The sequence below is a fragment of the Lachnotalea glycerini genome (assembly GCF_003201285.1).
GTDB classification, from domain to species: domain Bacteria; phylum Bacillota; class Clostridia; order Lachnospirales; family Lachnospiraceae; genus Lachnotalea; species Lachnotalea glycerini.
This window is the reverse complement of sequence record NZ_QICS01000001.1, coordinates 614783-633070: the sequence shown is the minus strand read 5'-3', so window position 1 is coordinate 633070 and position 18288 is coordinate 614783. Positions and strand designations below refer to the sequence as shown.

Sequence of the window (18288 nt, the reverse complement as noted above, 5' to 3'; positions counted from 1 at the left end):
TGGAGTCTGTCTAGATGAATTTTTTAGTATGAATAATGAAGGTACAACCAAATAGTACCTGTTTTGTAAATGGAAGAGACTATTTGGTTGTATAATATCTGCTAGACCCTAAGATTTTATAAATCTCCAGCTTGGGATTTACGTTTTTCTTTATAAGGAAATTGTTTTTCAAAATTTGCTAATTCTATATCAGAAGGATCAAACTTTGTGTCAAAGTAATAAGTACCTGATTTACTTAATAAATATCCATCTACAAGTTCCTTAGCCATAAAAAATGCTGCTTCATCATCTAATGTAAGATTTGGAAGATGTATATTATATCTACTTGCAGAAACAAACCCAAATCTTTGGTAGTATTTGGGATTACCGGTGATAAGAACTGCTTTGTATCCAAGTTCTTTGGCGGTCTGCATAGATTCTGTAATAAGAAGTGAACCTACACCTTGATTTTGGAACTCAGGAAGAACAGATACTGGCCCAAAGGATATGATGTCTTTGCAGAGTTTACCTTCTTTAATCATTTTTGTATAAATAATATTACCGATAATAATGTTATTTTCTTCAATAACATAATCTAATTCTTTAATAAAAGTGGCTGAATTTCGAAGATTGTGAAGAACTAAATGTTCATTACATCCAGGCCGATATACGTTCCAAAATGCCTCACGTGTTACATATTCATTTTCTTTATAATCGTTTTCTGTTTCAATTCTAAGATTCATTATAGTAACCTCCCATTTCTCAATAGAATTATTTTATATCAAAATCAAAAATAAGTATAGTAACAAAATAATTAGAATCTTTAGAGACAGAATGTATGATACGGTAAATAATATGTAAGGAAAAAGAGTGCAAATATTATTGACATATTAATGGACGCTAAGTATAATAAATGCAAATCATTTGCATTTATTATATAATGGATCAATAAAAAGTAATAAATGTTTTATCGTAGTAATGGAAGAATATCTGAAGGCTAATGAACGATAATATAATAAACTTTGTGAGAAATATCAAGGAGAAATAACATGTTTAATCAAATTGAAAATAAAATACCAGTCACATTAATTACCGGATATCTGGGTTCTGGAAAGACAACATTTATGAATGAACTGCTAAAATTGCAATCGAATAAAAAGGTTGCGATAGTTGTAAATGATATGGGCGAAATTAATGTTGATTCCTCATTGATCAAAAATAATTCACTTGCAAAATATCCAAATATGGAATTAATCAGCATGCAAAATGGATGCATTTGCTGCACCTTACGAGAAAAATTCATGGATCAGATAATTGAATTATCGCATAAAGATATTGATGCAATTCTAGTAGAAGCATCTGGTATCAGTGATCCCGTATCAATAGCTGAAGCGTTTTTGGCTTACGAAGAAACCGAAAAAGAGATACCGGTTTATCTGGACTCAGTTATAACTGTTGTAGATGCAGATCGGATATATGCCGAATTTTTGGATGAGTTAAATGACTATGTCGATTCGGATAAAGATAAAACTGAAACAGATGAAACTGAAACAGATGAGGAAGAAAATGATCCTGATATTATTAATCTTATTATGGATCAGATTGAATTTTGCAGTCTTATTCTCCTAAATAAATGTGATCTGTTGACAAAAGAGCAGTTAAGAGAGGTTAAAGAAGTAGTAAAAATTATCCAACCGGAAGCAAAAATTATTGAAACTGAGTATGCAAGAGTTGACTTTGAAAATATAGTTTCTCATATTCCATATGATTATGACAGAATTAGGGATTCTTCACTAATCAATAAGACTTTATTTAAAAATAATCACAATGAGGAGTGGATTGACGGAGTGCATGAAGAATATGGAATATCATCTTTTGTTTATACAAAACGTCAGCCTTTCAGCTATGATAAGTTCATGAAGTTTCTTGAGGATGACTACCCGGAAACTTTGATTCGAGCCAAGGGATATATCTGGTTTGCAGATGATGATATTCATACGCAATTATTTGAACAGGCAGGTAGAAATGCATCGGTTACTGAAATTTCGAATTGGGTTGCAGCTCTTCCAACAAAAGACAGAGAAGAAGCAATGGCAAATTATCCTGAGATTTTAGAGGATTGGGATGAAACCTATGGCGATCGGATAAATCAGATTGTTTTTATTGGAAAAGGTTATTCCAAGGAAGAAATAACAGAAAAACTAAATCAATGCCTCGAAACCTATAAGAATACAAAATAGTATTTATTAAAACAAGGCAGAATTACTTTGTTTGATAATTGAATTATTGATCTTATGTGGTAAGTTAATTATACTTGTATTGTCAGAAGAAAGAAGCCTGCAATCAGATGTCGAGCATGAAAATAGGCTGATGAAAAACTACAAGAGAAATCAAGTAATAAAGTATTTGACATATGGAATAATTCTGATACAATATGTTAAGGGCATATGCTAATAATTAAGCTAATATATTATAAAAATAAGAAAGTTACGAGGATATAGTAAAAGTGGATGCAGAATTACACATAACGGAAAAAACACACTCAGAACTTGCAATGGCATATTTTAAAGAGGGCTATAATTGTTCACAATCTGTGTTTATGGCATTTAGCGAGGAATATGATATGGACTTTGAAATGGCGTTGAAAATCAGCTCCTCTTTTGGAGCAGGAATGGGAAGATTACGAGAAGTATGCGGAGCAGTAACCGGAATGTTTATGGTCGCTGGGATGGTATATGGATATGCAGATCCAAAAGATCATACTTTAAAAACAGAGCATTATAAAAGAATTCAATATCTTGCAAAAGAATTTGAAGAAAAGAATCATTCTATTATTTGCAGAGAACTGTTGGGTTTAGATGCTGGTAAGGATAGTCCAGTTCCAGAACTTAGGACAGCAGAATACTATAAAAAGAGACCCTGTGTCGAGCTTGTTGGCATGGCGGCAGATATTATGGAAAAATATTTAGAAGAAAATAGATAGTATCGGAGCAAAACAAGCGGAGCAGGGATAGAGCATTTTGCAGGTGGAATGGGAGAAACAGCACAGGGAAGGAAATGAATTGTAGAAGAGGGAAAGAAATTGATGGAAATAAAGATAACAACTTTGATTGAAAATAATACAGATGATAAGGGTCAGTTGCTATTTGAACATGGTTTATCTTTATATATAGAAGCTGATGGAAAAAAATTTTTATTTGACACTGGACAGAGTGGCGATTTCATTGAAAACGCTAAGTCTCTTAGTAAAAACTTAAATGAGTTAGATTTTTGCATCATAAGCCACGGACATTATGATCATAGTGGCGGATTTGTAAAATTTGTAAATGAAATTGGTAAATTTCCACCACTTATTGTAGGCGAAGAATCTCAGAAAGGGTTGACATACCAATATACGCTGTGATTGGTGGTACTCATTTAATTGAAGCAGACGAAGCCAGAATACAAAAAACAATCGATGCTTTTAAAGAAATGAAAATACAATTAATTGCAGTGTCACATTGTACTGGAGAGGAAGGAATGCGTCTGATTAGTGAAGAGATGAAAGAGCAATTTCTTTATAATAATACAGGAAAGGTGATAGAGATTTAAATAAAATAATAAAATACGTAAGAAAACGACAGTAAGTAATATAGAACAAAAGAACTGGAGGCAACAATGGAATTATTTTTTGACTGTATACCTTGTATGTTAAAGCAGGCAATAGAGGCAGCCAGAAAGACTACAAGTGATGTGGAAATACATGATAAGATAGTATGTGAAACAATTAATTTAATAACCAATTATAAAAAATATAGAAATTCACCTGATTTGGCACGGGATATTCATAGAATTGTTAAGGAAAAGACTGGAATCAATGATCCATATTCTGAAATCAAAGAAAAAGATTTAGAAGCGGCAAAAATTGTATATCCATATTTGAAAGATTTTATTCAAAGTAAAGAGAATAGTCTTTATTGGGCATTAAAAATAGCTGCCACAGGTAATAACATTGATGCAGCTGTATATAGTAATATCGATGTAAGAAAATGTATTGAGAAAGAGTTAGAGAAAGAGTTCTCAATCTGTGATATTGACATTATGGAGAAAAAATTACAAACCGCATCAAATATACTTATAATTGGTGATAATACGGGAGAGACAATTTTTGATAAAGTAATGATAGAAAGTTTTCCAGATATTAATATTACATATGGAGTAAGAAGTGAACCGATCTTGAATGATGTAACAGAAAAAGAAGCAGTTGCTTCCGGATTGGATCGGGTTTCGAAAATAGTGTCTACTGGATGTAGTGCACCAGGAGCCATATTAGAGGATTGTAGTGAGGAGTTTATAGAGATCTACAATAAATCAGATATTATAATAAGTAAGGGACAAGGGAATTACGAAGCTCTTTCAGAAGAAAAAGGAAACATATTCTTTTTGTTAAAAGCAAAATGTCCCATGATATCACAGAAACTTAATGTTAATTTAAATGATTATATATTTAAGCATGGCTGATTTTTCACTGATTGACTTCATATAAAAATATATGGCAGATTCGAGTAATAAAAATGGAAGAAAAGAAAAACTACATCTTTGCTAAAGAGATGTAGTAATGGAAACAGTAGTTTCCATATATGACATAAAGCCGAGGTTATCTTCGGCTTTTTTTTGTTACATAGGAAAGACCTTTTTGGTGGTAACGTAAAATAGTTTGATTCGAATGTGTAAAATGTTACTGTGTGACTGCATTCCGTTTTTATATTCAAATAATAAAATTTATATATAAGAGGTGTCATATGTATAAGGTTTATTGGAGAATTGTGATAAAAAATACTATAATTCGGCATATAATGACTTAATTATTACTATTATTATTTTTTTGTACTAAATAATACAAAAAAATCTAATTAGTGCAAAAATATTGTACAATTTACCGAATAAAGCTTGACAAATGATTAATAAATGATAAAATATATAACGAATTATATATATTTATTTAATTTTAATACAAATTATTATCAAATACATACAATGATTTTTAGCAAATATATAACAGTCTATAATAAGGTTGTTGAAAATAAGAACGGTAAAGTAAATATAATCTAAGTAAATTTTTGAAAGCTGCAATTGTTTTAAACAGAAATAGATAATTTAATCAAGTTTAACAATTTTATTAAGGAGAAGGTAAAATGAAAAAAGTAAAACTTTTTTGCCTGGCACATGCAGGTGGATCAGCTATGTATTATTGTAAATGGAAGAAAATGTTAAGCGATTCCATCGAATTAATACCGTTAGAACTTGCAGGCAGGGGAAATCGTATAACAGAGAATTTTTATAATAACTGTAATGAAGCTATAAATGATATTCTTAAGCAAGTTTCAGGTAAATTAGACAATAGTGAATTTGCTTTTTGGGGACATAGTATGGGTACAATTATTACATATGAATTAGCTCGCAAGTTAAAAGAATTAAAGGAGGAAGAACCAGTTTGTATGTTTTTTTCAGGAAGATGTCCACCACATATTATAAAAAAAGAAGAAAAAATTCATATATTACCAAATAATGAATTTATAAATAAAATAAAAGAATATGGCGGAATGCCTGATGAAGTATTGAAAGAAGAACAATTAATGAAATTAGTTACACCAATATTAAAAGCTGATTTCAAGCTTATAGATGATTATAAATATGTTAATGATGGTTTTAAATTTAACTGTGACATTGTAGCACTAATAGGAAAGGATGATAAGGGAGGAGCTACAAAAGAGTTTAGAGAATGGAGTAAATATACCAATGGTAATTGCAAGATTTACGAATTGGAAGGAGGACATTTTTATCTTAACGACAGGGAAGATGAAATATTGAACATAATAAACCAAAAATTAGTGTTTCAATAAGAAGATAATAAATAGCTAGTATAGGATATCTATAAATATTTTTATATTTGTTCGTAGAATTTCAAAATATAAAATAGTGAATCTGTAAACTGCATTTTGATTCGGCAATAGAAAAATTAATATTTGCTGAGGTGGGAAGAATGATTAATAAAAATACGATACTAGATTTAATGTATAAGTCAATACAGGGGAAAAATGAAAGTATAACTTTTATAAAAGAAAGTAATATAGAAAAAAAGGTATTATATAAAGAACTATATAGTAAATCAAAATTAGTTTTAAAACACCTACAAGATAGAGGACTGAAAAAGGGTGATGAAGTAATAATTAGATTATCTGATAATGAAAAGTTTCTATATACATTTTGGGCATGTTTACTAGGAGGAATCATACCAGTTCCTTTCGATTATTTAGCAACAAGTGCAAACTTTAACAAGTTAATAAAGATATATAATCAAATACCTAAATCATTTATGGTAACCGAGGAAGATATATTAAAAGAATTACATCATATAAGTGATGATGAAGCAGAAGTAAATTTAAAAGATATTGAAACTAAAGTAATATATTTTCAGGATATAAATTCAGATAACGGATATGGCAATTTAGAAGATATAGTTGAAACAGATATTGCATTTATACAATATTCTTCAGGGTCTACAGGTAATCCAAAAGGTGTTGTGATAACACATGAAAATTTGATGTCAAATATAGAATCAATTATTATTGGGTCAAAACATACGGTGGAGGATAGATATATAAGTTGGATGCCATTGCATCACGATTTGGGATTAACTTGGTTTTGCTTAATGCCTATGGTATTAAATGTGAAACAATATAATATTGCTACATCACTGTTCCTAAAAGACCCATTGTTATGGTTAGAAAAAACCTCTGAAAAAGGGGCGACTATATTGGTATCACCGAATTTTGGATATAAATATTTGCTGGAAAAATACGAAGATAGCAAAAATTATGGTTGGGATTTATCAAGAGTAAGACTCATAATAAATGGAGCAGAACCTATATCTGTAGATATAGTAAATGAATTCATTAAGAAAATGAAAAAATATAATTTAAATCAGAATACTATGTATACCGTTTATGGATTAGCAGAATCAACATTAATTGTAAGTCTGGCCATACCCGGTGAGCCGTTTCAATCAATAAAAATTGATAGAAATTATTTGTCTGTTGGAGATAAAATAGTTAGAACAAAACATAGAGAAAATGGGATTGAACTAGCTATTGAGGGTATAAAAGTAAGAGATGTTGATTTTAGGATAACAGATCTAAAACATAAAGAGTTACCAGATGAGCATATAGGTCAAATAGAGATTAGGGGAAAAAGTGTTACAAAAGGATATTATAAAGAAAAAGCTTCTGACAGGAAAACATATATGTCAGACGATGGTTGGCTGAATACAGGTGATTTAGGATTTGTAACAAATAATTATTTGGTGGTTGCAGCTCGTCAAAAGGAAATTGTAATAATAAATGGTCAGAATTATTATTTATATGATATTGAACAAGTCTTAGAAAAATTAGATGAAATTCCCATTGAAGGAGTAATTGCCAGCGTAGTTTCATCAGCTAATAATGAGGATTTACTGATTATATTTGTAAAACATGAGTTAATAGATGATAAATTTATTAATAAATATAGAGCTATCGTAAGTACGTTAAATAAAGAATTTGGAATTCAAGCATATTCAATATTGCCTATAAAAAATATACCAAAGACAACAAGTGGGAAATTGCAAAGATATAAGGCGGCCGAGATTTATAAACAACTATCCCAAAGCGAAAAAAACAATATGGAAAGTACCATAAAACAAGTTCTGAAATCAGTAAATACTGAATATCGAAAAAATGCTTATAAAATTTTGGAACAATCAGAATATAAGCTAAATTCTGTAGAAAAAAAAGTTATCGAAATAACATCTAGTGTCCTAAAATACAATGAAATCAATATTTTTGATAATTTTTTTGATTTAGGAGTAAATTCAATATTAATGAAGCAAATTGGAGAAGATTTAAGGGAAGTATATGGAGAAAAAATTTTACCTTCAGCGATTTATAAAAACCCAACAATAAAAGAATTATCTGATTACATTATAGAGCACGTCGATACTCCAAATATCAAATTAGAGAAAAAAAATAAGAAAAATAATAATTATTACAAAATAAAAATGGATGATTATTATAAGTTATCAGAAGAACAAGAAAGACAATATGTATTAAACTGTCTGGATCATAAGTCGACTAATTATAATATATCCGTAGTCTGGATATTAGATGGAAAGTTAGACTTAAAACAACTTAATTATGCTTTTATGAAATTGGTAGAGAGACATGAGAGTTTAAGAACATCTTTTCACTTAGTTAAGGGAACACCAAAACAAAAGATACATAAAAATCTTAATATCCGTTTAGAAGAAAATAAATTAAAAAAGGATGAAGATTTAGAGGAAGTAATAAGTAAAAGTATTAAACCTTTTGATTTGACTATGGCCCCACTAATTCGAATCAAGATTATTAATTTTGAAAAAGATAAGAATGTGATGATTTTAGACATGCATCATATAATTGGAGATGGCGCATCTTTAGAGATATTAGTGAAAGAGTTAGAAAGTTTATATTGTGGAAGAAATCTTTCAAAGGTAGATTTTCAGTATAAAGATTATGTAATGTATCAATACGAGTTTATGAAAAGTGTGATGTATCTTAAAGAAAAAGAATTTTGGAATAGTATGTATGAAAAGAAGCCATTTGAAAGAGAATTAATAACTGATTATAAAAGGTATCATACATTAGATAATAGTGGTAAAAGAATATACAAATCCATGAATAAAGAATTAAGTGAGAAAATAAAAGGGATTGGTAGAAGCAATAATTGTACATTATTCATGGTATTACTTGCGGCATTTAGTATCACTCTTTCAAACTATTATTATGAAGATGATATTTCCATTGGAACTCCTATTATAGGAAGACCAAATAAGAATTTTTATGAAGTTATCGGTTTATTTGTAAATACATTAGCTATTAGACTACACTTAAACAAGTCAATTACATTTGAAGAATATTTATGTTATGTAAAAAATATATGTATAGATGCTTTTAGTAATGAAGAATATCAATATAACGAATTAGTAAATCATTTAAATGTAACTAGAAAAACAAACAAAAATCCGATATTTGATGTATTTTTTGCTTTGCAAAATGCAGGTACCAGTGATTTAAATTTAAATCAAATTTTAGCAAAAAAATATAGCTGTAAAAATAATTCTGCTAGATTTGATATATCAATAGATATATATGAAAAAGAAGAATTAAGTTGTGTATTAGAGTATAGAACCGGTTTATTCAAAGAAGAAACAATTTTGGAAATGTTTAGTGATTTTGAAAATGTATTCATTCAAGTAGCGAATAATAGCAAAATAAAAATAAATACGATTAAATGTATTCAGAAAAGACAAAATGATAATAAGAAAAACAGTATGGACTTTAGTTTTAATTTTTAAAATCTTACAATTAGTATACGAAAGGCAGAAAGAAAACAAAGGCAGGAAGAAAGGAAAGATTAGATTTCTTGGTTATTAGGTTGTGAGTATGATAAGAATAGAATAGATAAAGAAAAGAGGTTATACATATGGATAGTAAAGAGAGTGGTAAAAATTTAAGTGAAATTACATATTCTCTTGGAGAAGATTTATCTAAAAAAGTAATAAAAATAAGTAATGATTCATTATATGGAATTTATACTGTAATATTATCAGCGGGTTTGTATGTGATGTCTAATTATGAATATGATGAATTTTCTAATATTGATATACCAATGTTAGAAGATAAGGATAAGAGCATAGTTCTTAAAATGAATTTATCCGATTACGCTAGTTACAAAGATTTTTTAATACATGTAAAGAATTTTTTATCTAATATTTACTCAAGTAACGCAAATACTTTAAATGAAGATAGTTATGATGATAGATGTTTACTATTACTTAGTAATATTCATAAAGAAACTAGTGAACATCTAACTAGAAAATATGATATTGTAATGCACTTTGAGGTATGTGATAAAAATATATTAGTTAGAATGAGTTACAATTGTAAAGAGTATTTACCATGGTACATAGAAAGTGTTTTTGAGAATATCATAAAAACATTAGAATATATAACGGAGAATATTAATATAACTTTTGAGGATTTAAGTAAAAAAGTAGAATCATTAAACTCATTGGTATATAACAAATTGAATGACACAAAGAAATCAATATGGAAAGAAGCTACCGTTAATCAATTATTTGAAGAGGTTGCTGCAAAAAATCATGATAAAGTAGCTTTGATATGCAATGGGAAAAGTATTACTTATCATGAGCTAAATAAGCGTTCAAATATATTGGCCAATGAGTTAATAAAAAATGGTGTTGGTCAGGAGACATTAGTGGGGGTTATGACAAATCGGTCAATAGATCTATTTGTTAGTATTTTAGGAACTCTAAAAGCTGGAGCAGGATATGTACCAATGGATTCAAATTATCCGCAAGACAGGGTTACTTATATTTTAAAAGAAAGTAATATTAATATTCTATTGATAAATGATGATAAATTAAAGCAGCTTGGAAAGATAAAAAATATCAATGTAAATACAGATTTAAATTACTTAGAAGAAGTAAGTGTTCCGGTAGTAAATAATAGTAGTAACATAGCATATGTTATATTTACATCTGGGTCAACGGGAAAGCCCAAAGGAGTGGTAATAGAGCATAAAGCATTAGTTAATTTTATATATGGAATTAAGTCAGTAATTGAAGTTACCCAAACTACAAAAGTATTAAATGCGACAACGGTATCATTTGATATTTTTGCGTATGAATCTTTTGTACCACTACTTTCAGGGGCTACAGTAATATTGGCTAATGATGAAGAGCAAAATAATGTAAAAAAACTTGGTGAAATGATAGAAAAATTCAAAGTAGATCTATTTCAAACCACTCCATCAAAGATGAATTTAATGCTAGATGATAAAAATAATAGTAAGAAGTTATCTGAATTAAAGCATCTTGTTATTGGAGGAGAGCCATTTCCAAGTGAGATGTTAACCAAAATAAGAAAAATGGTAAATGCTGAAATATATAATTTTTATGGACCAACTGAGGCTACAGTATGGGCAACTTATAAAAAATTAAATGATGAAAAGGAAATAAATATTGGGAAGCCTTTACCTAATTATGAGATCTATATAATAGGAGAAAATAATAAACAAATGCCAATAGGTTCCAATGGAGAAATAGGTATTGCAGGGGAAGGTTTAGCAAGAGGATATTTAAATAATAAAAAATTAACTTCAGATAGATTTATAAAATTTATTGATAACAATGGAAATGAAAAAAGGCTATATAAAACAGGAGATATCGGAAAGGTATCGTTTAAGGGCGAAATACAATGTTTTGGCAGGAAAGATAATCAAATTAAGCTGAGAGGATATAGAATTGAACTAGGTGAAATTGAACATGCTTGTATTCAGTATAAGGACATAAAGGATATCGCAGTCCTATGTATAGATGTAAATGGAGAAAAAAGTTTAGTTGCTTATTATATAGCCAATGAAGAAATCGAAATAAAAGAAATGAGACATTTTTTAGTTAAAAGTATTCCATTATATATGATTCCTCAATACTATATAAAAATAGATAAGATGCCACTTAATATAAATGGAAAAGTAGATAGGCTTGAATTAGAAAAAATTAAATTTGAATCCTCTAGTTATGAAGAGGAAGAAGATATTAATTCAGAAATTGAGAGTACATTATTAAATATATGGAAAAGTGTATTAAATAGGAGCTATATTGGAATCCATGACAATTTTTTTGATATAGGTGGTACATCAGTTTTATTATTAACAGCACATAGTAAAATAGATGAAATCTATACAAATAAAATTACAGTATTACAGTTGTTTGATATGCCTACAATTAAAGAGATAGCTGACTTCTTAGAAAAAGATAATGAGAAAGACATATATGAAAACGAAGGCATCCAATTTCCAGACGAATATTTTGATATAGGTCAATATGATAATTATGAATTATTAAGTCAAGAAATTAATAATAAAGATTTAGAGATATTAAATATTTTAATTGAAAAATTAAATATTAGTATGGAAGCGGTATTTCTAGGTATGTTTAATTATTGTATCTATCAGATAACTGAAATAGAAGAAATCAATACGCCTATAATAAAAAATAATGAAGTAATGGGAATATTGATTCATTATTCTAATATAAAGAACATGGAAGATTTATTCAATCTTATAGATCAAAAATTAAAAAGCAGATCAAAAAAAATCACATTAAATCTTTCAAAAATAAAGGATGAAAAGCGTTATCGTAATAAGGTATATCCATTGTTTTGTATAGACAAAATTGGATCTTTCAAAGAATTGGAAAACAGTTACGATTTGATTATAAGATCAGAAATAGTTCAAGGTGGAGTGAAATTTCTGTTAAGTTATAAAAAAGAAAAACTGTTGAAGGAAAAAGTAATAGTATTATTTGAAAGTTATAGGAATCTAATAAAAGCACTAATAGATAGTATAAAAGAATAGAGGGGTTAAAATGAAGGATTTAGCAATCGTGTTTCCAGGTCAAGGTTCTCAATATATAGGTATGGGAAAAGAATTATATGATAAGTATGATTATGTAAAAAATATTTTCAAAGAGGCGAATGAAGCATTAGAAAAAGACATAACAAAGTTAATATTTAATGGAAATGAAGAAGAACTAAAAGATACAAGAAATGCACAAGTTACAATTTTAACTGTCAGCTATGCAGCTTATAAAGTATTTGAAAATGAAATAGGAATGGAACCAAAGATTTTAGCAGGGCATAGTCTGGGAGAAATTTCAGCATTAGTGGTTGCTGGTGCAATCGATTTCTTTCATGGAGTTAAGATAGTAAGAAAGCGAGCTGAAATAATGGCAGAGGCTATGAATGGCTCTATTGGTGGAATGGCGGCAGTTTCATCAATAAACAGTGACATAGTAAAAGAAATATGTATAGAATTATCGAATGAAACAGATAGTATAGCTATATCAAACTATAACTCAAAGAAACAAATAGTAATTTCAGGGAACAAAGATTTAGTTATATTAGCTAAAAATAAATTAGATGCGCTAGGAGCAAAGACAACGCTGTTAGAAGTTAGTGCTGCATTTCACAGTAGATATATGAAGAATGCCGGTGAAAAGTTTAAACTAGAATTAGAAAAGTATAATTTTAAACCTTTGAATCGAAAGGTATTGTCAAATGTAACCGCAGATTTTTACGAAAGTGCTTCAGATATTAAAGATGTATTATCGAGGCAAATATACTCACCAGTACGATGGTTAGAAATAATAGAAAAAATTAAAAAATATAGTGGTCAAGCTATAGAAATGGCTCCTAAAAATGTTTTGACTAATTTATCGAAGAAAGATGATACAAAATTCCCAATATTCAAGTTTGAAAAAGAAAATGACATAAAAGCTGTCATAGAACAAATTTATCCTAATTCAAAATATTTAACGAAAGATGATTTTGTTGAAAGAATTTTAGCTAATGTTGTTTGTACAAAAAATAACAATTTTAATAATGATGAATATGATGCTGGTGTCGTGAATCCTTATAAGAAATTGCAGAAAATGAACACTGATTTAAAAGCGTCAGAAAGAGAAATCAGCGTAGAAGAGATGAAAGAAGCTTTAGATTTATTAAAAGAAATTTTTGATACGAAAAAAACAGAAATAAGTGTTCAAAAAGAGAGATTTAATCAATTACTTTTAGAAACTGATTTAAAAGGATTGTTATCATATTATGTTAATGCAAAATTTCAATAATTATTGGGGGAATTAAAATTATGGCAAAATTATTGGAGTTCAATGGTAAACAAATAGGAGATATAGAACAAGAAAAGAAACAGGAGAGAAGTTCCAAAAAAAATGATGTTGCTATAATAGGAATGTCTGGAATAGTAGGAAATTCGAAAGATATGAATGAGTTTTGGATAAACTTATTAAATGGAACTAGTTTTATAGATAATTTAAATGATGAAAGAAAAAAAAGTAATAATAACTATATAGAGTATTCAAAGAAATATAATATATTAAAAGATGATGCAACGTGTTTTCCAGGAGCATATATGAGTGATATATATTCTTTCGATAATGATTTATTTTCTATATCACCCAGAGAAGCAAGTCTAATGGATCCAAATCAAAGAAAATTTATTGAAGTTGCATATCATACAATTGAGGATGCCGGATATGGTGGAGATAAGCTGAAAGGAACGAATACAGGAGTTTTTTTAGGATATAGTGATGATTTTTTTGAAAATTATAAACATAATATATTATTAAATGACCCATCATCATATGGTTTATCTTTAGTGGGGAATATAAGATCCATAATATCTGGTAGAATATCTTATTTTTTAGATTTGAAAGGACCAAGTATAACGTTTGATACAGCATGTTCATCATCTTTAATAGCTATAAAAGAAGCTTGTATACATATATTAAACAATGAATGTGAAATGGCAATTGCAGGTGGAGTAAAAATTATACAATCTCCAATTAAGGATGATGATTGGGAGATAAAAGTTCAATCACCAGATAACATAGCTAGAACTTTTGATGATTCAGCTTCAGGAACAGGAATTGGTGAAGGTGCAGTAGCGTTTTTATTAAAGCCGTTAGACAAGGCATTAAAGGATAAAGATAATATATATGCAGTAATAAAAGGATGGGCTAATAATCAAGATGGCAAATCTATAGGAATCACAGCTCCTAGTCCAAAAGCACAAGAAGATTTAATGACAAATTTACTAAAGAATACAGGTGTGAATCCAGAAGAAATAACTTTTGTAGAGGCACATGGCACTGGAACAAAATTAGGGGATCCAATTGAGGTAACGGCATTGACAAATGCATTCAGAAAATATACAAATAGAAAGCAATTTTGTGCTATAAGTTCTGTAAAAACTAACATTGGACATTTAGACTGCGCAGCAGGTGCAGTAGGAGTAGCTAAGGCTGTTCTATGTTTGAAAAATAAGATTTTGCCACCACACTTACATTTTAAGAAAATAAATAGAGAGATAGATTTAATAAATTCACCCTTTTATATCCCTGCTGAGTTAACTAATATAGATAAGAATCAAAAATTAAACAAAGCAGTAATAAGCTCCTTTGGATTGAGTGGAACAAACTGTCAGATACTAATAGAAGAAGCTCCACATATAGAGTCTAAAAAAGAGGATAGTAGTACAAAAGTTATATCTATCTCTGCTAGAAACGAAAAAAGTTTTAATCGATATATAAAAAATCATATGGATTTTATAAAGGAAAACAAATTTATAAATTTAGATGATTATTGCTTTACATGTAATACAGGACGAGCCCATTTCGAATATAGATGTTTAATTATCTTTTCGAATAGAGATGAACTATTAAGAAAATTAGAGTATGTAAACAGTCATAAAGACAGTAACAAAAAAGATGGAGTATATATAGGTAAATTTAAAATAATTGACAATAGTGTAATAAAAATGGACAGCAAAGAGATATCGTTAAAAGAAAAATCACAATTGGATTTAAAAGCCAAAAAGGTTTTAACGAATGACAAAAATTTAAATTCTATATGTGACTTATACATAAAGGGAGCTTTTATAGATTGGGAAGACTATTATTCTACTTATGATTATTGTAGAATCAGTGCTCCGGTGTATCCTTATAATGAAGTATTTTATTCAGCTTTACAATATGTTGACTCTTTTGATATTAAATTATTAGTAGAATCCTATGATTTAGAAATTTATTCGCTTAAAATATTTAGTAATCAATGGGTTGTTAATGAACATAAAGTGGACGGTTATAAAGTGTTACCTGGTACTGCATATATTGAAATAATAAGTAATTTATTTAAACGATATTATAATAAGAAAGTCGAAATTAAAGAATTATTTTTTGAAAAAACGTTATCATTTGAGGAAGAAGAAGATAAGGTCTTACAAATAAGATTCAATAAAAATAGCAATGAAATTGTGGTATGCAGTAAGTCAAACGGTATTTGGATCGAACATGCAAACTGTCAAATTGAGGATATGAAAAGTGATAATGGCAGCTCAATCAATATTGATTCTTTTATAAAAAATGCTGAAAAAGTTATTGATGTAAGTGATGAAGATTACAGAGAAGGCTTTGTTTCTACTGGTCCTAGATGGAATAATATTAGGAAAATATATTACAACAAAAACTATATTTTAGCGTATATAGAGTTAAAAGAAAGCTTTGCAGAAGATTTTAAAAATTTTGAATTACATCCAGCAATGCTAGATTGTGCAGCTAATTTAGGAAAAGAACAATATATTGAAGGGAACTTTCTGCCATTTAGGTATGAGGACATAAAAATATACAGTAAGTTAACAAGACAATTATATAGCTATATTGAATTAAAAAATGATCTTGACCAAAGTGATGAAATACTTACATTTGATGTGAAACTCGTAGATATAAAGGGTAATTTATTGATGGATATCAATCATTACTCTATAAAAAAAGTAAATAAGGAGGTAATTGAAAAAAGTAAAATTGAGTATTTTAATCTTCAGCTAAGAGCAAAGCCTTTAGAAAATAAAAAATTATTCTACACAGATAATGTATTAGTTATCAAAAATGATAATGAAATATCCAGAGAGGTTGAAAAAGCATTATTAGAAAATAATGTTAAATATACATTGGTAAATACGAATATATCTATCAATGATTTGAGCAATATTTTGACAACAAAGTCAATCAGGAGAGTGATTCATTTAGGTGCATTTAGCGCTCAATCAGACATAAAAAATATAGATGAATTTGAGCAGGTGCAAGAAGACAGCGTTATTAATTTATTTAAATTATCAAAGGCTATTTTCAAAAGTCACATTAATGATAAATTATCAATCGTTATTTTAGGTAACAAAAAGCTATATCCTGATAGTACAACAGCATACGGTATTGGAAAAGTAATGAATAAAGAATTTTATAATGTGTCATGTAAAACAATAGATATTGATGAATTTACTAATATAAGGCATGTACTGTATGAAATGGATAAAGAAGCAGAGGAAAATATAGTCTACTTTAGAAATAATGTAAGGTATATAGAAGAATTGAGAAATATTTCAATCGATAACAAGGATAAGTTTAAGATTAACCTAAAAGGAGATGGTGTTTATATTATTCCTGGTGGAACCGGAAGTATAGGGCTAGAAGTTTGTAAGTATTTAATAGCTAAAGGGGCTAAAAATATTGTACTGATATCAAGAAATGGAGTGATAAAGGAAGCCGATCAGATAAGTTATAATTTGGTGAAAGAAATTAGTAAAGAGTATAATTCTAAGTTAGCGATATATAAATGTAATCTTTCTCATTATGAAGATATGAAAGAAATCATTAATCAAATAAAGAAAAAGTATAAAAAAATTAATGGTGTTATCAATTGCGCTGGAAATGCTGGAGATGGATTAATTATTAATAAGAGTTTAGAAACGTTTCATAACGTTTTAAAAGCAAAAGTACATGGAACTTGGATATTAGACCAGTTATTACAAGATCAAAATTTAGATTTTTTTATTATTATGTCCTCAACCACGGCTTTAACAGCAGAAATAGGACAGTCAGATTATACAGCAGCTAATTTTTATTTGAATTGCTTTGCAGAAAGACGTAGAGCAGAGGGTAAAAATTATATAGCAATAGGATGGCCTGCATGGAGAGATGTTGGAATGGCTGTTAGATATGGGGTAGATACAAGTAAAGCTTTATTTAAGGCAATTAAAAATGTAGATGCAATAAGAGCATTGGATGAAATAATAAGTTTTAACGTTTCTACTGTAATACCAGGTGAATTAAATATAGGTTTGGCAAATTCCTTAAAAAAGAAATTAAATCTAAATTTATCTGATGAAATAAATAAAAGATTACCTAGAAACTACAAGGAACCAAAGAAAAATACTAATCAAAAGGACGTAATTATTAGGGGAAAATATCAAGAAGAAATAGATGAGATAGAAAATGAGATTGCCAAAATATGGGCAAATGTTTTGCAATTAGAAGAAATTGATGTTAACGATAATTTTAATACATTAGGAGGAGATTCTATCTTAGCCATTAGATTATTACGAGAATTAAACAGCAAATTTGACAATATGGTTGATATGTCTGATATTTATACATATTCATCAGTAGACAAAATGGCAAAAAATATAAGAAGACAAAAAGAACCTATTAAAACGGATTTTAATGAAGAGGAAGATTTAATAGATAATATATTGGATAAATTAGAACAAGGTACTGTTAAAGTAGATGAAATAAAGAATTTATTAGAAAAGCAGGGGTGA

Annotated in this window: 11 protein-coding genes; 10 read left to right on the top strand and 1 reads right to left on the bottom strand. The window is 28.5% G+C overall.

What is annotated here, in order from left to right:
- Positions 1-116: 116 nt before the first annotated feature.
- Complete coding sequence (locus C8E03_RS02565) at positions 117-722, bottom strand: GNAT family N-acetyltransferase (protein WP_110290208.1); 606 nt, start codon at positions 720-722, stop codon at positions 117-119.
- A gap of 306 nt (positions 723-1028) precedes the next feature.
- On the opposite strand from C8E03_RS02565, the gene C8E03_RS02560 reads away from it, so the two are divergent.
- The 10 genes from C8E03_RS02560 (at position 1029) to C8E03_RS02520 (ending at position 18288) form a co-directional block, all read left to right on the top strand.
- The gene (locus C8E03_RS02560; RefSeq protein WP_110290207.1) at positions 1029-2219 is read left to right on the top strand and encodes a CobW family GTP-binding protein; all 1191 of its coding nucleotides are present in this window, start codon (positions 1029-1031) and stop codon (positions 2217-2219) included.
- 266 nt (positions 2220-2485) lie between these two features.
- Complete coding sequence (locus C8E03_RS02555) at positions 2486-2962, top strand: C-GCAxxG-C-C family protein (protein WP_330410662.1); 477 nt, start codon at positions 2486-2488, stop codon at positions 2960-2962.
- Between the two features lie 102 nt (positions 2963-3064).
- Positions 3065-3382, top strand: a complete 318-nt coding sequence (locus C8E03_RS22365) for an MBL fold metallo-hydrolase (RefSeq protein ID WP_242993380.1) — start codon at positions 3065-3067, stop codon at positions 3380-3382.
- Entirely contained in the window at positions 3379-3570 is a 192-nt protein-coding gene (locus tag C8E03_RS22360; RefSeq protein ID WP_242993346.1) for an MBL fold metallo-hydrolase, read from the top strand. Before C8E03_RS22365 ends, C8E03_RS22360 begins: the two co-directional genes overlap by 4 nt.
- Before the next feature lie 66 nt (positions 3571-3636).
- The gene (locus C8E03_RS02545; protein WP_110290206.1) at positions 3637-4479 is read left to right on the top strand and encodes a damage-control phosphatase ARMT1 family protein; all 843 of its coding nucleotides are present in this window, start codon (positions 3637-3639) and stop codon (positions 4477-4479) included.
- Positions 4480-5153: 674 nt separating this feature from the next.
- Entirely contained in the window at positions 5154-5861 is a 708-nt protein-coding gene (locus C8E03_RS02540; RefSeq protein ID WP_094378842.1) for a thioesterase II family protein, read from the top strand.
- Positions 5862-6001: 140 nt separating this feature from the next.
- A complete protein-coding gene (locus C8E03_RS02535) occupies positions 6002-9388 on the top strand; it encodes a condensation domain-containing protein (protein ID WP_110290205.1) in 3387 nt (1128 codons plus the stop codon).
- Between the two features lie 128 nt (positions 9389-9516).
- Positions 9517-12474, top strand: a complete 2958-nt coding sequence (locus C8E03_RS02530; protein ID WP_110290204.1) for a non-ribosomal peptide synthetase — start codon at positions 9517-9519, stop codon at positions 12472-12474.
- 10 nt (positions 12475-12484) lie between these two features.
- The gene (gene fabD, locus C8E03_RS02525) at positions 12485-13744 is read left to right on the top strand and encodes an ACP S-malonyltransferase (RefSeq protein WP_110290203.1); all 1260 of its coding nucleotides are present in this window, start codon (positions 12485-12487) and stop codon (positions 13742-13744) included.
- 20 nt (positions 13745-13764) lie between these two features.
- Positions 13765-18288: a type I polyketide synthase gene (locus C8E03_RS02520; protein WP_110290202.1), complete on the top strand. Its 4524-nt coding sequence runs from the start codon at positions 13765-13767 to the stop codon at positions 18286-18288.

Coding starts and splice junctions, on each gene's coding strand:
- C8E03_RS02565 (WP_110290208.1), bottom strand. CDS start 722: ATGAATCTTAGAATTGAAACAGAAAACGATTATAAAGAAAATGAATAT.
- C8E03_RS02560 (WP_110290207.1), top strand. CDS start 1,029: ATGTTTAATCAAATTGAAAATAAAATACCAGTCACATTAATTACCGGA.
- C8E03_RS22365 (WP_242993380.1), top strand. CDS start 3,065: ATGGAAATAAAGATAACAACTTTGATTGAAAATAATACAGATGATAAG.
- C8E03_RS02545 (WP_110290206.1), top strand. CDS start 3,637: ATGGAATTATTTTTTGACTGTATACCTTGTATGTTAAAGCAGGCAATA.
- C8E03_RS02540 (WP_094378842.1), top strand. CDS start 5,154: ATGAAAAAAGTAAAACTTTTTTGCCTGGCACATGCAGGTGGATCAGCT.
- C8E03_RS02535 (WP_110290205.1), top strand. CDS start 6,002: ATGATTAATAAAAATACGATACTAGATTTAATGTATAAGTCAATACAG.
- C8E03_RS02530 (WP_110290204.1), top strand. CDS start 9,517: ATGGATAGTAAAGAGAGTGGTAAAAATTTAAGTGAAATTACATATTCT.
- fabD (WP_110290203.1), top strand. CDS start 12,485: ATGAAGGATTTAGCAATCGTGTTTCCAGGTCAAGGTTCTCAATATATA.
- C8E03_RS02520 (WP_110290202.1), top strand. CDS start 13,765: ATGGCAAAATTATTGGAGTTCAATGGTAAACAAATAGGAGATATAGAA.